The sequence below is a fragment of the Flavobacterium cupreum genome, assembly GCF_003996965.1.
Classification (GTDB): Bacteria; Bacteroidota; Bacteroidia; order Flavobacteriales; family Flavobacteriaceae; genus Flavobacterium; species Flavobacterium cupreum.
In genome coordinates this window covers 266099-282474 of the sequence record NZ_QWDM01000002.1, presented here as the reverse complement: position 1 = coordinate 282474, position 16376 = coordinate 266099, and the positions used below count along the sequence as shown (strand labels likewise).

The window sequence follows — 16376 nt, the reverse complement described above, 5'->3', positions numbered from 1 at the left end:
GTTCTCACCAGGTTTCGCAAAGATTTTTAAATATTTTTTTGAGTATCTCCGTGAATTCTTTGTGAATCTTTGTGGTAAAATCTTTCAAAATAAACCCCGCCAATCAATAACAGCAACATTCCTATTGTACTTATCAATGTTATGGTACTTCCTGTTTTTACTACCTCTGGCTCGAATTTAAATTCTACAGTATGTTTTCCTCCGGGAATTTCCATTGCTCGTAACACATAATCTACAGGGAAATGATCGGTTAATTTACCATCGATATAAGCATTCCATCCGTTTTTATAATACATTTCAGAGAAAACAGCCAAACCGTCTTTTCCGTTATCTGACTGATATTTGATATAATTGGGCTTATATTCCACCACTTTAATCGTTCCGGTAGTATCCCATTGTTTTTTTAAACGGGCACTTCTGAATTTACCTTCATGTTCACGAACGTTAAAAATGGCCACTTTTTTGGTATCCAGATGATCTAAAGCTTTCATGACATCGTCCGGCTTATTGACAAGTCTTACATCACTTACAAACCAGGCATTCCCATTTGTATTTGGATTAACCGTCGGGAATTCTTTTCCTTCTTTATCCGTCTGGATAATATATTTCACATTCAGCATATCCAGAACTTCCATATTGTTTTTGGCGATCTGGTAATCAAACAATTGCTGGATTCTTCTTGGTTTTGCGGCATGGTATCCTCCTAGTGAATGGTGGAAGTAAGAGGCACGCGCACTGGACATATTACCGTTTACCTCAAAAACCCTGTAATGTGTGGTATCCTTTAAAATCTGAGCATCAGAAGGTGTTTCCTGAAAGGGCGCCGCAATCTCTACAGGACTCACAAAGTCTTTAGCCGAAACATATTTTTTATCCACAAAAAACAAATCAAAAATCATCAAAAGACCTACAATGATTAAAGTGGTATTTTGTGAAAATTTATTTTTAATAAACAACCATAAAATTCCGAAAGTAACCACGATAAAGAAACCTGAACGCAATAAATCTGCAGAATACAAACTCATTCTGTCTTCTTTTAGAGCATCAACAAAGCCTGGTCCGTAACTTTCCAGGAAATAACTATCGCTGCTTCCTGTAAAATGAAACATACTTTTTGCAAAAACCAGAATCAGTAAAACTCCCAGTCCGAAAGCTCCGGTCTGAACCAGTGCCTTTTGCTGTAGTTTAGGCTCGTCTTTCGCTTTAAAAAACGATTGTAATCCCATTACAGCGAGTACAGGGAAACATAATTCAAGAATAACCTGAATTGAGGAGACTGCCCTGAACTTATCGTACATCGGAACGTAATCAATAAAGAAATCGGTTAACAGGGAGAAATTTTTTCCCCATGACAGCACTAATGCCACCAATGCTCCCGATAGGAAAACATATTTTATTTTTCTGTCATCAATAAACAACGCTAAAACACCTAAAAAGAAAACTACAACCCCAATATAGGCCGGGGCTGCAACAATGGGCTGATCACCCCAATAGGTAGGCATTCCGGACACGAAATCCTGTGCTTTTTCAGATGGTACTCCCTGTTCTGTCATAAAAGAATACATACGGCTATCTATCCCCACATTTTCATGGTTAGAACCACCAAAAAGTCGTGGTGCAATCAGATTAAGACTCTCGGCAATTCCGTAGCTGTATTCCGTGATATATTCATGGCTCAGTGCATTCTCATTGACCTTTTTAGTTCCGTCCGGATTAAAGGTCAGTTCACTATTGCTGCGGGTACTAAATTTAGCATATTCGCTTGTTGCCAGTAAATTAGTGGCATTGGCTCCAATAGCAAAAATTCCAGCGGCTGCCAAAACACCAACCGAAAGTAAAAGCGGCCTGTATTCTCTATCTTTAAGGTAATTAAAAGCAAAATAACCGGAAAGTATCAATAGGAAAATCAATAAATAATAGGTCATTTGAAAGTGGTTCGCATTAATTTCCAATGCCACCGCAAACATGGTGAGCAAACCTCCCCAAATATATTTTTTCTGAAAAACCAGTATAAATCCGGCAATCACCAAAGGCATATAAGCAATAGCATGTGCTTTAGCATTATGTCCAACGCCTAAAATAATAATTAAATAGGTTGAAAAACCGAAAGCAATTGCTCCGATAAAAGCTTTTAAAGGATCTGTCTTTAAAACTAATAACAATCCGTAAAAACCTAAGAAGTATAAAAATAAATAATCGGCAGGGCGTGGTAAGAAACGTAATGCATCATCTAATTTGCCTACATAATCGTTCGGATAATTGGCTCCAAGCTGATACGTCGGCATTCCGCCAAAAGCAGAGTTTGTCCAGTACGGCTCAGTATGTTCTGTGGCTCTAAAATCATTTTGCTCTTTAGCCATTCCGGTATATTGTGCAATATCGGACTGGAAAATTTGTTTCCCTTGTAATACCGGGTAAAAATAAATTATAGAAACGAGAATAAAGCCCAATATAACAAGGGCGTGCGGATAGAACTTATTTACTATTTTCAATTTTGGCAGGTTTGGTTAAATGATGAATCCTATTTTATTTAGGACACAAACTTAATCTATTTCTTCGTAATCAACATAATCTCCCACTTTTTTGGTTTCACGGGGATTTTTAACATTCGCCGTATTGACAATGATCTCATCGTTATTGCGTTGCGTTTTTTGCCATGAATTATCCTGGCTATATTGTTGTTGTCTCTGAAAATTCTCTCCTGCTTTTTCTACAGCCTTTTTTACCAATACAGGCAAAAAGATTCTAGCTAAAAATTTAAAAATATAATAAAAAGCCACGATGTAACAGATAGCTTTTATTAAACCTGAAAAAGATGCTTCTTGCATAATTGTATAATTTTTTTCCAAAATTAATAAATCCGTTGTTTAAAATTAAAATATCAATCTTAAATAAATAATAAAATATAGTACATTTGAAATGCGTTATTACTTTTTAATCAAAAATTACGTTTATGTTAAAAGCTAAAAACTTATTTATTGCCGCTCTTTTTTTTACACCTCAATTCTTTTTCGCCCAATATACCGATGTCATCAACTCTAACCGTCCCGGTGAAACAATGTCGGCTTTTGCGGTAGGAAAATCTGTTATCCAGGCTGAAATTGGTATTTACGGAATAAAAGAAAAGCATGATTTATTAAATTATGATGCAAATGGATTTGGTACGGACTTAACATTCAGGTATGGTGCATTTCTCGAAAAACTCGAATTTGTGCTTGATTTACAATATCAAATGGAAAATTTTGATACTCCGTATACCAATTATAAAAAAAATAATTTCAGACAAACCGTTTTAGGGGCGAAATATTTAATTTATGATCCTTTTAAAAACTACGAAAAAACAAAAAACATTTACAGCTATAAAGCCAATCACAGCTTTGACTGGCATCAGTTAATACCCGCAATCTCTGTTTTTGCAGGAGCGAATTTTGTCGGTAAAAACAATCCGTATTCTTTTTCTCCGGAATCCAGCATTTCACCAAAAGTAGCCCTGATCACTCAAAATCAATTTGGAGGCGGAAAATGGGTTTTTGTGACTAATATTATTGCCGACTATATTTCGACAGATTATCCCAGTTATGGTTATGTCTTAACCTTAACGCATGGGTTCAATGATAAATGGTCCGGTTTTGTTGAAAACCAGGGTTATAAAAGTGACTTTTACAGTGATGCTATCGTTCGTGGCGGAGCGGCTTATCTGCTGAGTCCGAACTTACAAGTTGATGCTTCCGTAAGCACTAACTTTAAAGGTACGCCTTCTATCTTATATGGAGGAGTTGGTGTTTCCTGGCGCTATGATACCAAGTACAAGGAAACCCAAATGGAATTCAAGAAACAATCCAGAAAAGACAAGAAAAAAGACCCTAAAGATCCTGAAGGTGTAAAATCTAAAAATGAAAAGGAAACAGATTATCAGGAACAGGAAAGAAAACGTAAATCTAAATACGAATAATTATAAATAACCAAATCTCCCGGAGATACTTTACAATACGATTTAATGATTACAATTAAAGAAGCCAAAACTAAAAAAGAATTAACAGCGTATATCAAATTTCCGTTTTCATTATACAAAGACAATCCGTATTGGGTTCCGCCCATTATTGCTGATGAATTAGAGGCATTTGATAAAACTAAAAATCCTGCTTTTGAGAATGCTGAGGCCTATTTTTACCTGGCTTATAAAGACAATGAAATTGTGGGCAGGATAACCGCGATCATCAACTGGTCTGAAGTAAATAATCAGCACAAAAGGAAAGTTCGTTTCGGATGGTTTGATGTTATTGATGACATTGAAGTGACAAAAGCTTTGCTCGAAAAAGTTTACGAACTTGGAAAACAAAATAATCTGGAACACGTTGAAGGGCCAATGGGTTTTTCGAACCTGGATAAGGTTGGCGTTCTTACCGAAGGCTATGATCAGATAGGAACGATGATTACCTGGTATAATAATCCGTATTATGTGACCCATTTTGAACAATTAGGCTTTCAGGTGGAGAAAGAATATATTGAAAGTATCTTTCCTTTTTCCAATGTAAAACCTGAATTCTTTGTGAAAGCTCAGGAATTAATTAAAAAAAGATACGGCTTACGATCCTTAACATTCACCAAGACAAAAGACATTATGCCCCATGTGGACAAAATGTTTGATTTGTTTAATGAATCGTATGCCAAACTAGCTTCATTTGTAGCTATTTCAGACGTGCAGAAAGAATATTTCAAAAAGAAATACATTAGTTTTATCAATCCCGAATACATTAAGTTTGTGGTTGATAAAGACGATAAACTGGTTGCCTTTAGTATCGTGATGCCGAGCTTTTCCGAGGCTTTGCAGAAAGCAAAAGGAAAACTATTCCCATTTGGATTCATCCATTTATTACGAGCACGAAAAAAGAGTAAAGATGTTGTTTTTTACCTAATCGGAGTTCATCCGGATTATCAGAATAAAGGGGTTACGGCTATTATTTTTGATGAATATTTTAAAACTTTTTCAGAAAAAGGAATCCAGAATTGCATCAGGACTCCGGAGTTGGCCGAAAACACAGCGATTCATTTACTTTGGAAAAATTTTGATCCGAAAATTCACTGTCAAAGAAAAACGTATTTAAAGTACCTGTGAAAAAGTGTTCAGTATTCAGTCTCAGTCTCGGTTGACAGTATGGTAGTTATGCAAACTTGAGACTGAGACTAAAAAATAAGACTGCAAAAAAAGCTCCATTCATATAAACGAATGGAGCTTTTTTTTTATATTCTAAAGATGATTACTCTACTTTACAATCTACTTTCGAAAGTACCACTTTAGGATCAAACTTTAATTTTGTTTTATCCTTGAAAGTTACTTTATCATTAGCATCGACAATATCTCCGAAACCTTCGATAAAAGTATTTTCTCTTTGAAGAAAGGCAACTTCCCTCACAGACGAAACCCCTTCTGACATAAAAGTGTAATCTGCAATCAGCGTATCTCCTTTCATATTTCCGATAATCGTTCCTTCATTTTTATCTTTTCCGTATAAGGCATAGCTCAGTTTTCCATTGACTTCCTGATGTGAGTTTACATTAAAACTTAATTCAACTGTACTGTTGTTTGCAGTCGAAAGATAACACTGATCTCCGGAAGGCTCTGCAATTTCAGCTTCTTTTGGCGGGTTAGGTGCTTTTTCAACTGGTTCAGGTGCTTTTTTACAGGAAGTAAAACAAGCCAGAGTGATTATCGTTAATGCGAGTAGTTTTTTCATAATATTTGTTTTTAGAATTAGTATTGGAGTATAAATTTAATTATAAATAAAAAAAAATCCATTCTTTATCAGAATGGATTTTTTTACATAATTCCCACTACGGAAATTTATTCTCTTGAAATTAAGCGTCTAAATCAACTTTAGTTCTGCTTGCAATTTCTTTATAGGTTCCGTTTTCCAGTTTCTCACGAATTGCTTCAAAAGCTACTAATGTCTCATCAATATCAGATAATGTATGTGACGTTGTAGGGATCATTCTCAACAAAATAATTCCTTTTGGAATTACCGGATAAATTACGATCGAAAGGAAAATACCGTAGTTTTCTCTTAAATCATTTACCATCACCATCGCTTCAGGAACACTTCCTTCAAGGTATACCGGCGTTACACACGTATTGGTATCTCCGATATTGAAATTTCTGGAACGTAAACCATTTTGCAATGCATTTACATTTTCCCAAAGTTTATCTTTTAATTCCGGGTGATTACGCAACAATTCCAAACGTTTCAAAGAACCGATGGTCTGAATCATTGGTAATGCTTTCGCAAACATCTGAGAACGTAAATTGTATTTTAAATAATCAATAATATCTTTATCTGCCGCTATAAAAGCTCCGATATTAGCCATCGATTTTGCAAAAGTCGAGAAGTAAACATCAATTCCATCCTGCACTCCCTGCTCCTCACCTGCTCCGGCTCCTGTTTTGCCAAGGGTACCAAAACCATGTGCATCATCTACCAGCAAACGGAAATTATATTTTTGTTTTAAGGCAACAATCTCCTTTAATTTACCTTGTTGTCCTCTCATTCCGAAAACACCTTCAGTAATAAATAAAATTCCACCACCTGTTTCCGTAGCCATTTTAGTAGCACGCTGCAGGTTTTTCTCCATACTCTCCAGATCATTGTGTTTGTAAGTAAAACGTTTTCCCATATGCAAACGCACACCATCAATAATACAGGCATGAGAATCTACATCATAAACAATGATATCGTTTTTGGTTACTAAGGCATCAATGGTAGATACCATTCCCTGATAACCAAAATTCAATAAATAAGCTGATTCTTTCATCACGAAAGCAGCCAGTTCATTTTCTAATTGTTCGTGATATTTTGTATGTCCTGACATCATACGGGCACCCATTGGATAAGCTGCACCAAACTCAGCAGCAGCATCAATATCTGCCTGACGTACTTCCGGATGATTGGCCAGACCTAAATAGTCATTTATACTCCAGTTCAAAATATTTTTTCCGCCAAATTGCATTCTCGGACCAAGTTCTCCTTCTAATTTAGGGAATACAAAATACCCTTCAGCTTGCGAAGCCCATTTTCCTAATGGCCCTTTATTGTTTTGAATTCTTTCGAATAAATCTTTTACCATAATATAATGATGTAATAATTTTAATTTTAAACAGCGTGCAAAAATAAATATTTATTCGATGTTATCATAATAATTTAAAAATGAATCGGATTCAAATACACTATTAGTTAAAATTTTCTAAAAAAATAATTTAAATTACCGTAAAAAACTTACAAAATATAAATATCCCCTTTTGTATTGCCTAATTTATACCTGTTATAAATTCTTCTTAAAGAGCCGTAATTGTTTATTTTTCACTAATTTTAAATGCTTTTTAAAAAGAAATATCATAAATCATAACACCTTTATATAATGGCTTTAAGCACCTCAAAAGATTTAAAATTAGCCGTTCTTATTGATGCCGATAACGTACCTTACAGTAATGTCAAAGGTATGATGGAAGAAATAACAAAATTTGGCACTCCCACAACCAAACGTATTTATGCAGACTGGACCAAACCAAATTCCAACGGATGGAAAGGCGTCCTGCTGGAACATGCCATTACTCCCATTCAGCAATACAGCTACACGGTTGGTAAAAACTCTTCAGATTCCGCACTTATAATCGATGCAATGGATTTACTGTATTCTGGAAAACTGGATGGTTTTTGCATTGTTTCAAGTGACAGCGATTTTACACGTCTGGCTATTCGATTAAGGGAATCCGGAATGAAAGTAATTGGTATTGGAGAAAAGAAGACCCCTAATTCTTTTATTGTAGCCTGCGACCGTTTTATTTACATTGAAGTTTTAGACGGGGCCATTCAGAAAAAGAAAATAAAAGTTACAACAGACATTAAAAAACCTGTTGAAAAACCTGCAGAAAAAGCTTTACACAAAATCGACAAACAGACGATTGAACTTATTGAAGCCACCATTGAAGATATCGAAGATGATGACGGCTGGGCATTTTTAGGCGATGTCGGAAATCTGATCGTAAAGAAAAAACCCGAATTTGACCCCAGAAACTATGGTTTCTCCAAACTAACACCAATGTTGAAATCGCTAACCGATATTCTCGAAATTGACGAAAGAGAATCGGATAAAAAAGACATTAAACACGTTTACGTGCGTTTAAGATTCAACTAAGTTATACATTTATTACCTCTTTAATTTTTAAAAAAACATGAGAAAAAAATTCTTCATTTACGGATTCTTATTGTTTCTTGTTGTTGCCGCAGTCTATTATTATTCCGGACGTGGTTTTTTACTTGTAATTATTTTACCCATATTATTAGTTGTTGGAGTTTATAATGCCCTCCAGACGAAACATGCCATTTTAAGAAACTTCCCTGTCTTGGGATATTTCAGGTATCTGTTTGAAATGATTGCCCCGGAGATTCAGCAATATTTTATTGAAAGAGCTACTGATGGAAAGCCATTTTCCAGAAACCAGCGTTCCATGGTTTACCAGAGAGCCAAAAACATAGATTCCAGTACGCCTTTCGGGACACAGCAAAACTTAAATCAGGACAGCTACGAAGGAATCAAACATTCTATATTTCCGGCGCAAGTCAATGAAGAATTACCACGTGTCTTAGTGGGCGGAAAAGATTGCAGACAACCATATTCAGCTTCTTTGTTTAATGTTTCGGCCATGAGTTTTGGTTCACTAAGCGAAAATGCCGTGCGCGCCATTAATTTAGGTGCCAAAAAAGGAAATTTTTACCAAAATACCGGAGAAGGCGGTTTAACCGAATTTCATCTTGCCGGTGGTGGTGATATTACCTGGCAAATTGGTACGGGCTATTTCGGATGCAGGGATGCTGAAGGGAATTTCAGCCCTGAAAAATTCTCGGAAAAAGCCAATCTTCCGAACGTTAAGATGATTGAAATTAAATTGTCGCAAGGTGCAAAACCCGGACACGGTGGTGTGCTTCCGGCTGCGAAAAATACCGAGCAGATTGCTAAAATCAGAGGCGTTGAACCGCATAAGATGATTCTTTCCCCTCCCGGGCATCATGCTTTTTCAGACAGTAAAGGACTGGTTCATTTTATCGCGCAGTTGCGTCAGTTATCGAATGGAAAACCAGTCGGATTTAAATTATGTATCGGAAATACTGCTGAATTTGAGGCCATTTGCCATGAAATGATTGCAGAGGATATCTACCCTGATTTCATTACCGTTGATGGTGCTGAGGGTGGTACGGGAGCAGCCCCCTTAGAATTTGCCGATGGTGTCGGAATGCCTTTTGAACCTGCTTTGATATTCGTAAACAAAATCCTGATCGGATTAAACATTCGCGATAAAATACGCATTATTGGCAGCGGGAAAATCCTTTCGGGTTATTCTATTTTACATGCTGTTGCTTTGGGGGCAGATATGTGCAATAGCGCCCGTGGCTTCATGTTTTCTTTAGGCTGTATTCAGGCGTTGCGTTGCCATAATAATGAATGCCCGACCGGAGTGGCAACCCAAAACAAAATGCTGATGAAAGGACTGGTGGTTACTGACAAATCAGATCGTGTGTATCACTTTCATAAAAATACACTGCACGCCGCTAACGAGCTTTTAGCTGCAGCAGGCAAAAACAGCTTTGCCGATGTCGATATTAATATCTTCATGCGCGGGGATGAGTTTAGTAATTTATCCGATTCGTACTTCCCGGATAGTTTAACAAATATTACCAAATAACAAAAAAGCCTCTTTGAATAATTCAAAGGGGCTTTTTAACTAATTCAGTTTCAAAAATTACAATTTTGCAGTTACTTTTTCTTTAGAGTCCGCTGCATTTTCCAAAAGTGCCAATTCTTCTTTATCAACTATCTGCTGAGCAAGAATAGCATTATTATAAGCTAAGAAATAAACATCAAACTTTACTCCTTCATCAATTAACTCCTTAGAAATCTGATCGTTTTTGATCATTTCTTTTAGCAAATCAGGAAATGATTCTTTGTATGTTAGTTTATTGGTATCGTTCTCTTCTAGATTGGTTTCAATTCTAATTTCGATTTTGTTGTCATTTAGAAAAGCTTTGGCAGTCGTACCTGTAATTCCACGGCCATTGATTGAGGAAGAATTGTTATAAGTACTTACGTGCTCCTGGACTTTTTGCTTGGTGTTTTTACAACTTACCAGTAGCAGTACAAAAATAAAAGCAAATGCGATTTGAGTAATTTTTTTCATAAATATTTAGGTTTTAGGTTATTTTTTAACTCAAACATAATGAACTTTTTAAACAAAAACAACTTCTTCTATCAAAAATTAAAAGTGTAATTATTTGACTACAAATTAATTATCCAAAATAAAACAATACATACACAACAAAATTAAACCGATTCTTTTTCCTTACTTCTTTAAATAAAAAATACACACAACTGATCAAAGACTAGTTTTTAACAGCGGTAAGTTTTACAAAAATTCTGCTATTGATTCTTTATTTAATACTTCTTTCACAAGAACAGTATTGTCATTTGCCAAAAAATAAACATCAAACTGAATACCTTCTTCTACAAGTTCTTTGGGAATCTGGTTTTTATGAATCATTTCCTTCAATAGTTTAGGAAAGGATGTATTTGCTTTTACCTTGCTCGCCTCTTTTGGTTCTAAACCGGTCTCAAACCGCAACTCAATTTTGTTATCATTTATATAACCTCTGGCAGTAGTAAGTGTAACATCATCAGCCTTAAAACCAGCCGCCGTACTATTATAAGTGGTTACATATTCCTGAAGTTTTTGTTTCGTGTTTTTACAACTTACTATCACTATTGCCATAATGACAATCAATGATATTTGGCATACTTTTTTAATCATAATTTAAACTTTTTATTTTTTTAGTTTTTGAAGTCTTAAAAGAGCTTCCAGATAATAATAATCCGCATAATTAATGGAGCAGTCAATTTCACTTCCGGCCGGTTTATGACCTGTTGAATGAAGTAAAAAAGCCGAATTCACATCCTGACTCTGATAATGCTCTGAAAGTGAAACAATCATCTTTTTTGACTTCGTTTCATATTCCTTTTTAAGCGTTTTATCTTTAGTGTATGAACTCAGTTCAATAAGCGCAGAAGACACAATAGCCGCTGCGGAAGCATCTTTAGGCTCATTTGGAATTCCGGGAGCGTTAAAATCCCAATACGGAATTAAATCTTCGGTGATGAGTTTATCTAAATAGACGCGCGCCAGTTTATGGGCAAATTCCAGAAATTTCGGGTCTTTGGTTTCCCGGTATACCATCGTGAATCCATAAATCGCCCACGCCTGGCCTCTGGCCCACATACTTTCATCACTGAAGCCCTGTGCCGTCATTCCTTTTATTTTTTTGCCGGTTTCATAATCATAAACCAAAACATGATACGAGGTAAAATCCGGCCTGAAATGGTTCTTCATAGTAGTTTCGGCATGTTGTACCGCAATATCGTATAATTTTTTACTGCCGCCATTTTTAGAGGCCCAAAAAAGCAATTCCAGATTCATCATATTATCTATAATCGTATTGTGCCCACCGTATTTATTATGCGGCCACGAAAGAATGGTTCCCACTTTCGGATTAAAAAGCGTTGCCAGGGTATCGGCCGTTTTAAGGATGATTTCTTTGTAGGCTGCATTTTTAGTGAGACGGTAACCATTGCCGAAGCTATTAAAAACCTGAAAACCTAAATCATGGTCATTTGCTTTGCTAACGGATAAAGACGTGAGAAAACGACTAAATTTATCTGCTTCTTTTTCCCATTTTTTATCTCCTGTGGCTTCATATAAATACCACAATTCCCCCGGCCAAAAACCGCTTGTCCAGTCTTTATAGTTTACAAATTTCCATTCTTTGCTTCCTGTCGGAATACTTCTTGGAGAGGTTCCGTTATCCGGGATCATTTCTAATGTTTTCGAAGCCTGCTGTGCACAATACTCCAATTGCTTTTTTATATCAAATGATTTGGTTTCCTTTTTTTGCTGTGTATAACCTATTGACATACAAATCAGAAGAACTGAAAGCAGATAAACAAATTTAGGGTTGAGATTCATAGTAGTGGTTTTTGAAAGCTAAATTTATAAAATTAGAAAACAACTAAAGCATATTTATCTGTTGCAAGGACCATATCTGTACTATTTTCTACCCTTTTTATATCTTTGCCTATGAAAACAAACCACAAATCCATCCTCCCTTGCATTTGAAAAAGCCAAGAATCTATTACGGTCTCGTATTTTTTTTAATAATCGGTCTCGGAATCCTCTCCAGAAAGTTTGCCTTTATTCCGTTATGTATTGGAGATTTACTTTATGCTGTAATGATATATGTACTGGTACGACTACTATTCATTGATAAAAAAGCACTTCCGATTATACTTATTTCTTTAGTAATCTGTTATAGTATTGAATTCTTTCAGCTCTGCCAGGACAGCCGGATTATTGCAGTCCGGAAAACACTCTTAGGAAGATATGTTCTGGGACAGGGATTTTTATGGAGCGATATTCTTGCTTACACCTGTGGAGTTGCCATTGCCTTTATAATCGAAAAAATTATCTTAAAATATTATAATTATGAATCTGGTTTTTGCATCAAACAATAAAAACAAAATTAAGGAAATACAAAGCATACTTCCTGAAACCATAAAAATATTAAGCCTTGAAGAGATTGGCTGCCACGAAGATATTCCGGAAACCGCAGCTACTATTGAAGGAAATGCCATCCTGAAAGCTGATTATGTCACTCAAAAATACGGTTACGATTGTTTTGCCGATGACACCGGACTTGAAGTTACCGCTTTAAATGGTGAACCTGGCGTTTATTCAGCACGCTATGCAGGAGAACAACGCGATGCGAATGACAATATGGACAAACTTTTAGACGCTTTATCAGGCCAATCCGATCGCAGCGCCCGGTTCAAGACCGTTATTGCCCTAAATTTAAATGGAGCACAGCATCTTTTTACCGGAATAGCCAAAGGAAACATTACTTTGCAAAAATCCGGAAATCACGGTTTTGGATACGACCCTATTTTTCAGCCTGAAAATTATACAGAAACTTTTGCCGAATTGTCGTCTGAAATTAAAAATAAAATCAGTCATCGTGCAAAAGCAACTCAGCAACTGATTGATTTCCTGAACCCCACAAAATAATTGTTTTAAATACAACATTTTAAACGCTAATTTTTAGATTTCACGACGTATTTTTTTTGATTTTTCTGCATTTTCTTATCAAAATGATTTCACGATAAAGATAACTTTTTGATAATCAAATCATAACAAATACATAAATCTTAAAATTGCATTAGTTTATCTGAATAATTAACAGTAATTTTGCACCCTATTTTAAAAATACATATGAATAAATTTGAACAATTAGGATTGAATGAATCGTTACTGAAGGCGATTTTAGATCTAGGATTTGAAAATCCGTCAGAGGTACAGGAAAAGGCGATTCCCCTATTATTGGAAAAAGACACAGATATGGTTGCGTTGGCTCAGACAGGGACAGGGAAAACGGCAGCTTTCGGTTTTCCGCTAATTCAAAAAATTGATGCTGACAACAGGAATACACAAGCATTAGTTTTATCGCCAACACGAGAACTTTGTTTACAGATTACCAACGAACTTAAAAACTACTCAAAATACGAGAAAGGTATTAATGTGGTAGCAGTTTACGGCGGGGCTAGTATTACAGAGCAAGCTAGGGACATTAAAAGAGGAGCACAAATTATTGTAGCTACTCCGGGGAGAATGCAGGACATGATCAACAGAGGATTGGTTAACATTAAAAATATAGATTACTGTATTTTGGATGAGGCTGACGAAATGCTGAACATGGGATTTTATGAGGATATCGTATCTATTTTATCTGATACTCCAGACGAAAAAAGTACATGGTTGTTCTCTGCAACTATGCCACAAGAGGTTGCCAGAATTGCAAAACAATTTATGAGCGACCCGGTTGAAATTACTGTTGGAGCTAAGAACTCAGGTTCTGCAACAGTTTCTCACGAATTTTACTTAGTAAATGCACGTGACCGTTACGAAGCTTTAAAACGTTTAGCCGATGCTAACCCGGATATTTTCTCTGTGGTTTTCTGTCGTACTAAAAGAGACACACAAGCCGTAGCTGAAAAATTAATTGAAGATGGATACAGCGCTGCTGCTTTGCACGGAGATTTATCTCAGGCACAACGTGATGGTGTAATGAAATCTTTCCGTGGAAGACAAATTCAGATGCTTGTTGCAACTGACGTTGCTGCACGTGGTATTGACGTTGATAACATTACTCACGTAGTAAATTACCAATTACCTGACGAAATTGAAACATACAATCACCGTTCAGGACGTACAGGTAGAGCAGGAAAATTAGGAACTTCTATCGTAATCGTTACGAAAAGTGAGTTGCGTAAAATTTCTTCTATCGAAAGAATCATCAAACAAAAATTCGAAGAAAAAACAATTCCATCAGGAATCGAAATCTGCGAAATTCAATTATTGCACTTAGCTACTAAAATTAAGGATACTGAGGTTGATCACGAAATTGACAACTATCTTCCTGCGATCAATAACGTTCTTGAAGGTTTATCGAAAGAAGAACTAATCAAGAAAATGGTATCTGTAGAATTTAACCGTTTTATTGCTTACTACAAAAAGAACAGAGATATTTCATCTCAATCCGGAGAAAGACGCGAAAGAAGCGATTCTGCTGAGCCAAGAGAATTCAATAATAACGGAGCAGTTCGTTATTTTGTAAACATTGGTTCAAGAGATAATTTCGACTGGATGTCTCTTAAAGATTATTTGAAAGAAACATTAGACTTAGGTCGTGATGACGTTTTCAAAGTAGATGTAAAAGAAGGATTCTCTTTCTTTAACACTGATCCTGAGCACACTGAAAAAGTAATGGAAGTATTAAACAACGTACAGTTAGAAGGACGTCGTATTAATGTTGAAATTTCTAAAAATGATGGTGGCGGAAGACGTGACCACAACGGACGCAGCGGCGGAGGCGGTGGACGCAGTTCTGCTCCAAGACGTGAAGGAAGTTTTGCTCCAAGACGTGAAGGTTCTGGTGGTGGTGGTTTCAGAAGCGACAGAAACGCAGCTCCAAGAGAAGGCGGTTTCAGAAGCGACAGAAATTCATCTGCTCCAAAAAGAGAAGGTGGTTTCAGAAGCTCGGCTCCAAGAAGTGAAGGTGGTTCTGAAAGAGCTCCAAGACGTTCTGAAAGCTTTGGTGATGCACCAAGACCTAGAAGACCAAGAAGAGACTAATACGTCAATTCCCTTACATACAAAATCCCAAATTCCTGATATACCTGGAATTTGGGATTTTTTTTATACTTCGAATACCTGAATTGTCTTTTTTAATTTAAAATAATTCAATTTAAATCTCGACTATCCCATTTTAGTTAAAATACCAAAAGTAACACTTCATGCTTTGTTAATTTTCTGATAATTATATTCAAAGACTGCGAAATATTTAATCCCTATTTACTACTTTTAGTGCTTTAAATCAGGATATGAAATATTTCGCAGTTTTCTTTTTTACATTATTATCAACCATTGGTTTTGCACAGGACACTCCGTCGACAATTCCGCAAAGAGTTTCGGGCTATATTATTAATGACAACAGCAAACAGCCGCTTTCGGGTGTAAATGTTATCAATACCAATAAAGTACGGGGCGCGAAATCTGATGAAAAAGGATATTTTGAAATCGACGTACAGGTAAATGATACGTTACACTTCTCCATTTTGGGATTTCAGTCTCTTAGAATCAGGGTTACCAATGACTGGATCAAAAATAAAGTGACCCGAATTCAGCTTACCGAAAAAGCAATTGCACTGGAAGAAGTGGTGATTGCCCCTTTTAACCTGACGGGGTATCTTGAAGTAGATTCCAAATTAATTCCAACGCGGGAAAACTATCGTTATAGTATTTCCGGGCTTACGCAAGGCTATGAGGCCGGTGAATATTCTCCAAATGCTTTTGGAAAAGTACTGGGTTCCATATTCAACCCCGCCGATATGCTTTATAATTTCTTTGGGAAAAACGGAAAGGAACTCAAGAAGCTCAAGGAAATGAAGAAGGACGATACGGTTCGAAATCTTTTGGAATCCAAGTACGACCGCGAAACCGTTGCTGTATTATTAGGGATCAGTAAAGACGAAATTCCTGAGATTATGCACCGCTGCAACTATTCAGATGCTTTTATTCAATCTGCTAACGATCTCCAGATTATGGATGCCATAAGCGGCTGCTATGAACAATATAAAGTATTAAAACGAAATTAATATTTTCCTATAAATCAATCCTCAATTCTCTAATTGGGGATTTTTTATTTTAAATTCCTTTGATTACTAACTCA

General features: G+C 36.2%; 15 protein-coding genes. 8 read left to right on the top strand and 7 right to left on the bottom strand.

Annotation, left to right across the window (positions count from 1 at the left end):
• Window positions 1–26: 26 nt before the first annotated feature.
• Together D0817_RS03845 and D0817_RS03840 are read right to left on the bottom strand one after the other, a co-directional pair.
• A complete protein-coding gene (locus tag D0817_RS03845; protein WP_127337082.1) occupies window positions 27–2492 on the bottom strand; it encodes a YfhO family protein in 2466 nt (821 codons plus the stop codon).
• Between the two features lie 51 nt (window positions 2493–2543).
• The gene (locus D0817_RS03840) at window positions 2544–2828 is read right to left on the bottom strand and encodes a DUF4834 family protein (protein ID WP_127337081.1); all 285 of its coding nucleotides are present in this window, start codon (window positions 2826–2828) and stop codon (window positions 2544–2546) included.
• A gap of 125 nt (window positions 2829–2953) precedes the next feature.
• Between D0817_RS03840 and D0817_RS03835 the strand changes: the two genes are divergently transcribed.
• Window positions 2954–3952 carry a transporter gene (locus tag D0817_RS03835; protein WP_127337080.1) on the top strand — a complete coding sequence of 333 codons (999 nt, stop codon included), beginning with the start codon at window positions 2954–2956 and terminating at the stop codon, window positions 3950–3952.
• A gap of 45 nt (window positions 3953–3997) precedes the next feature.
• Window positions 3998–5116: a GNAT family N-acetyltransferase gene (locus tag D0817_RS03830; protein WP_127337079.1), complete on the top strand. Its 1119-nt coding sequence runs from the start codon at window positions 3998–4000 to the stop codon at window positions 5114–5116.
• A gap of 142 nt (window positions 5117–5258) precedes the next feature.
• Here D0817_RS03830 and D0817_RS03825 read toward each other — a convergent pair whose 3' ends face one another.
• Both D0817_RS03825 and capB read right to left on the bottom strand, forming a co-directional pair.
• Entirely contained in the window at window positions 5259–5735 is a 477-nt protein-coding gene (locus tag D0817_RS03825; RefSeq protein WP_127337078.1) for a hypothetical protein, read from the bottom strand.
• Between the two features lie 121 nt (window positions 5736–5856).
• Window positions 5857–7119, bottom strand: coding sequence for a cysteate-C-fatty acyltransferase (capB, locus tag D0817_RS03820; RefSeq protein ID WP_127337077.1), 1263 nt, complete (start codon window positions 7117–7119; stop codon window positions 5857–5859).
• A gap of 291 nt (window positions 7120–7410) precedes the next feature.
• Here capB and D0817_RS03815 point away from each other — a divergent pair, with 291 nt between their 5' ends.
• Window positions 7411–8187 (top strand): NYN domain-containing protein, encoded by a 777-nt coding sequence (locus D0817_RS03815; protein ID WP_127337076.1) that lies wholly within the window; start codon window positions 7411–7413, stop codon window positions 8185–8187.
• A gap of 37 nt (window positions 8188–8224) precedes the next feature.
• Entirely contained in the window at window positions 8225–9733 is a 1509-nt protein-coding gene (locus D0817_RS03810; protein ID WP_127337075.1) for an FMN-binding glutamate synthase family protein, read from the top strand.
• 57 nt (window positions 9734–9790) lie between these two features.
• Here D0817_RS03810 and D0817_RS03805 read toward each other — a convergent pair whose 3' ends face one another.
• From D0817_RS03805 to D0817_RS03795, 3 genes are all read right to left on the bottom strand, one after another.
• Window positions 9791–10225 carry a hypothetical protein gene (locus D0817_RS03805; RefSeq protein ID WP_127337074.1) on the bottom strand — a complete coding sequence of 145 codons (435 nt, stop codon included), beginning with the start codon at window positions 10223–10225 and terminating at the stop codon, window positions 9791–9793.
• Window positions 10226–10450: 225 nt separating this feature from the next.
• Window positions 10451–10852: a hypothetical protein gene (locus D0817_RS03800; RefSeq protein WP_127337073.1), complete on the bottom strand. Its 402-nt coding sequence runs from the start codon at window positions 10850–10852 to the stop codon at window positions 10451–10453.
• Between the two features lie 12 nt (window positions 10853–10864).
• On the bottom strand, window positions 10865–12061 hold the full coding sequence (locus D0817_RS03795; protein ID WP_127337072.1) for a glycoside hydrolase family 88 protein: 1197 nt from the start codon (window positions 12059–12061) through the stop codon (window positions 10865–10867).
• 146 nt (window positions 12062–12207) lie between these two features.
• Here D0817_RS03795 and D0817_RS03790 point away from each other — a divergent pair, with 146 nt between their 5' ends.
• The 4 genes from D0817_RS03790 to D0817_RS03775 all read left to right on the top strand — a co-directional run bounded on the left by D0817_RS03790 (window position 12208) and on the right by D0817_RS03775 (window position 16302).
• Complete coding sequence (locus tag D0817_RS03790; RefSeq protein ID WP_127337071.1) at window positions 12208–12606, top strand: ribosomal maturation YjgA family protein; 399 nt, start codon at window positions 12208–12210, stop codon at window positions 12604–12606.
• Window positions 12578–13156: a non-canonical purine NTP diphosphatase gene (locus D0817_RS03785; RefSeq protein ID WP_127337070.1), complete on the top strand. Its 579-nt coding sequence runs from the start codon at window positions 12578–12580 to the stop codon at window positions 13154–13156. Before D0817_RS03790 ends, D0817_RS03785 begins: the two co-directional genes overlap by 29 nt.
• Window positions 13157–13360: 204 nt before the next feature.
• A complete protein-coding gene (locus D0817_RS03780; RefSeq protein WP_127337069.1) occupies window positions 13361–15280 on the top strand; it encodes a DEAD/DEAH box helicase in 1920 nt (639 codons plus the stop codon).
• A gap of 248 nt (window positions 15281–15528) precedes the next feature.
• Entirely contained in the window at window positions 15529–16302 is a 774-nt protein-coding gene (locus D0817_RS03775; RefSeq protein ID WP_127337068.1) for a carboxypeptidase-like regulatory domain-containing protein, read from the top strand.
• The last annotated feature ends 74 nt before the right edge of the window (window positions 16303–16376 follow it).

Coding starts and splice junctions, on each gene's coding strand:
- D0817_RS03785 (WP_127337070.1), top strand. CDS start 12,578: ATGAATCTGGTTTTTGCATCAAACAATAAAAACAAAATTAAGGAAATA.
- D0817_RS03815 (WP_127337076.1), top strand. CDS start 7,411: ATGGCTTTAAGCACCTCAAAAGATTTAAAATTAGCCGTTCTTATTGAT.
- D0817_RS03840 (WP_127337081.1), bottom strand. CDS start 2,828: ATGCAAGAAGCATCTTTTTCAGGTTTAATAAAAGCTATCTGTTACATC.
- D0817_RS03810 (WP_127337075.1), top strand. CDS start 8,225: ATGAGAAAAAAATTCTTCATTTACGGATTCTTATTGTTTCTTGTTGTT.
- D0817_RS03795 (WP_127337072.1), bottom strand. CDS start 12,061: ATGAATCTCAACCCTAAATTTGTTTATCTGCTTTCAGTTCTTCTGATT.
- capB (WP_127337077.1), bottom strand. CDS start 7,119: ATGGTAAAAGATTTATTCGAAAGAATTCAAAACAATAAAGGGCCATTA.
- D0817_RS03825 (WP_127337078.1), bottom strand. CDS start 5,735: ATGAAAAAACTACTCGCATTAACGATAATCACTCTGGCTTGTTTTACT.
- D0817_RS03800 (WP_127337073.1), bottom strand. CDS start 10,852: ATGATTAAAAAAGTATGCCAAATATCATTGATTGTCATTATGGCAATA.
- D0817_RS03780 (WP_127337069.1), top strand. CDS start 13,361: ATGAATAAATTTGAACAATTAGGATTGAATGAATCGTTACTGAAGGCG.
- D0817_RS03830 (WP_127337079.1), top strand. CDS start 3,998: ATGATTACAATTAAAGAAGCCAAAACTAAAAAAGAATTAACAGCGTAT.
- D0817_RS03835 (WP_127337080.1), top strand. CDS start 2,954: ATGTTAAAAGCTAAAAACTTATTTATTGCCGCTCTTTTTTTTACACCT.
- D0817_RS03775 (WP_127337068.1), top strand. CDS start 15,529: ATGAAATATTTCGCAGTTTTCTTTTTTACATTATTATCAACCATTGGT.
- D0817_RS03805 (WP_127337074.1), bottom strand. CDS start 10,225: ATGAAAAAAATTACTCAAATCGCATTTGCTTTTATTTTTGTACTGCTA.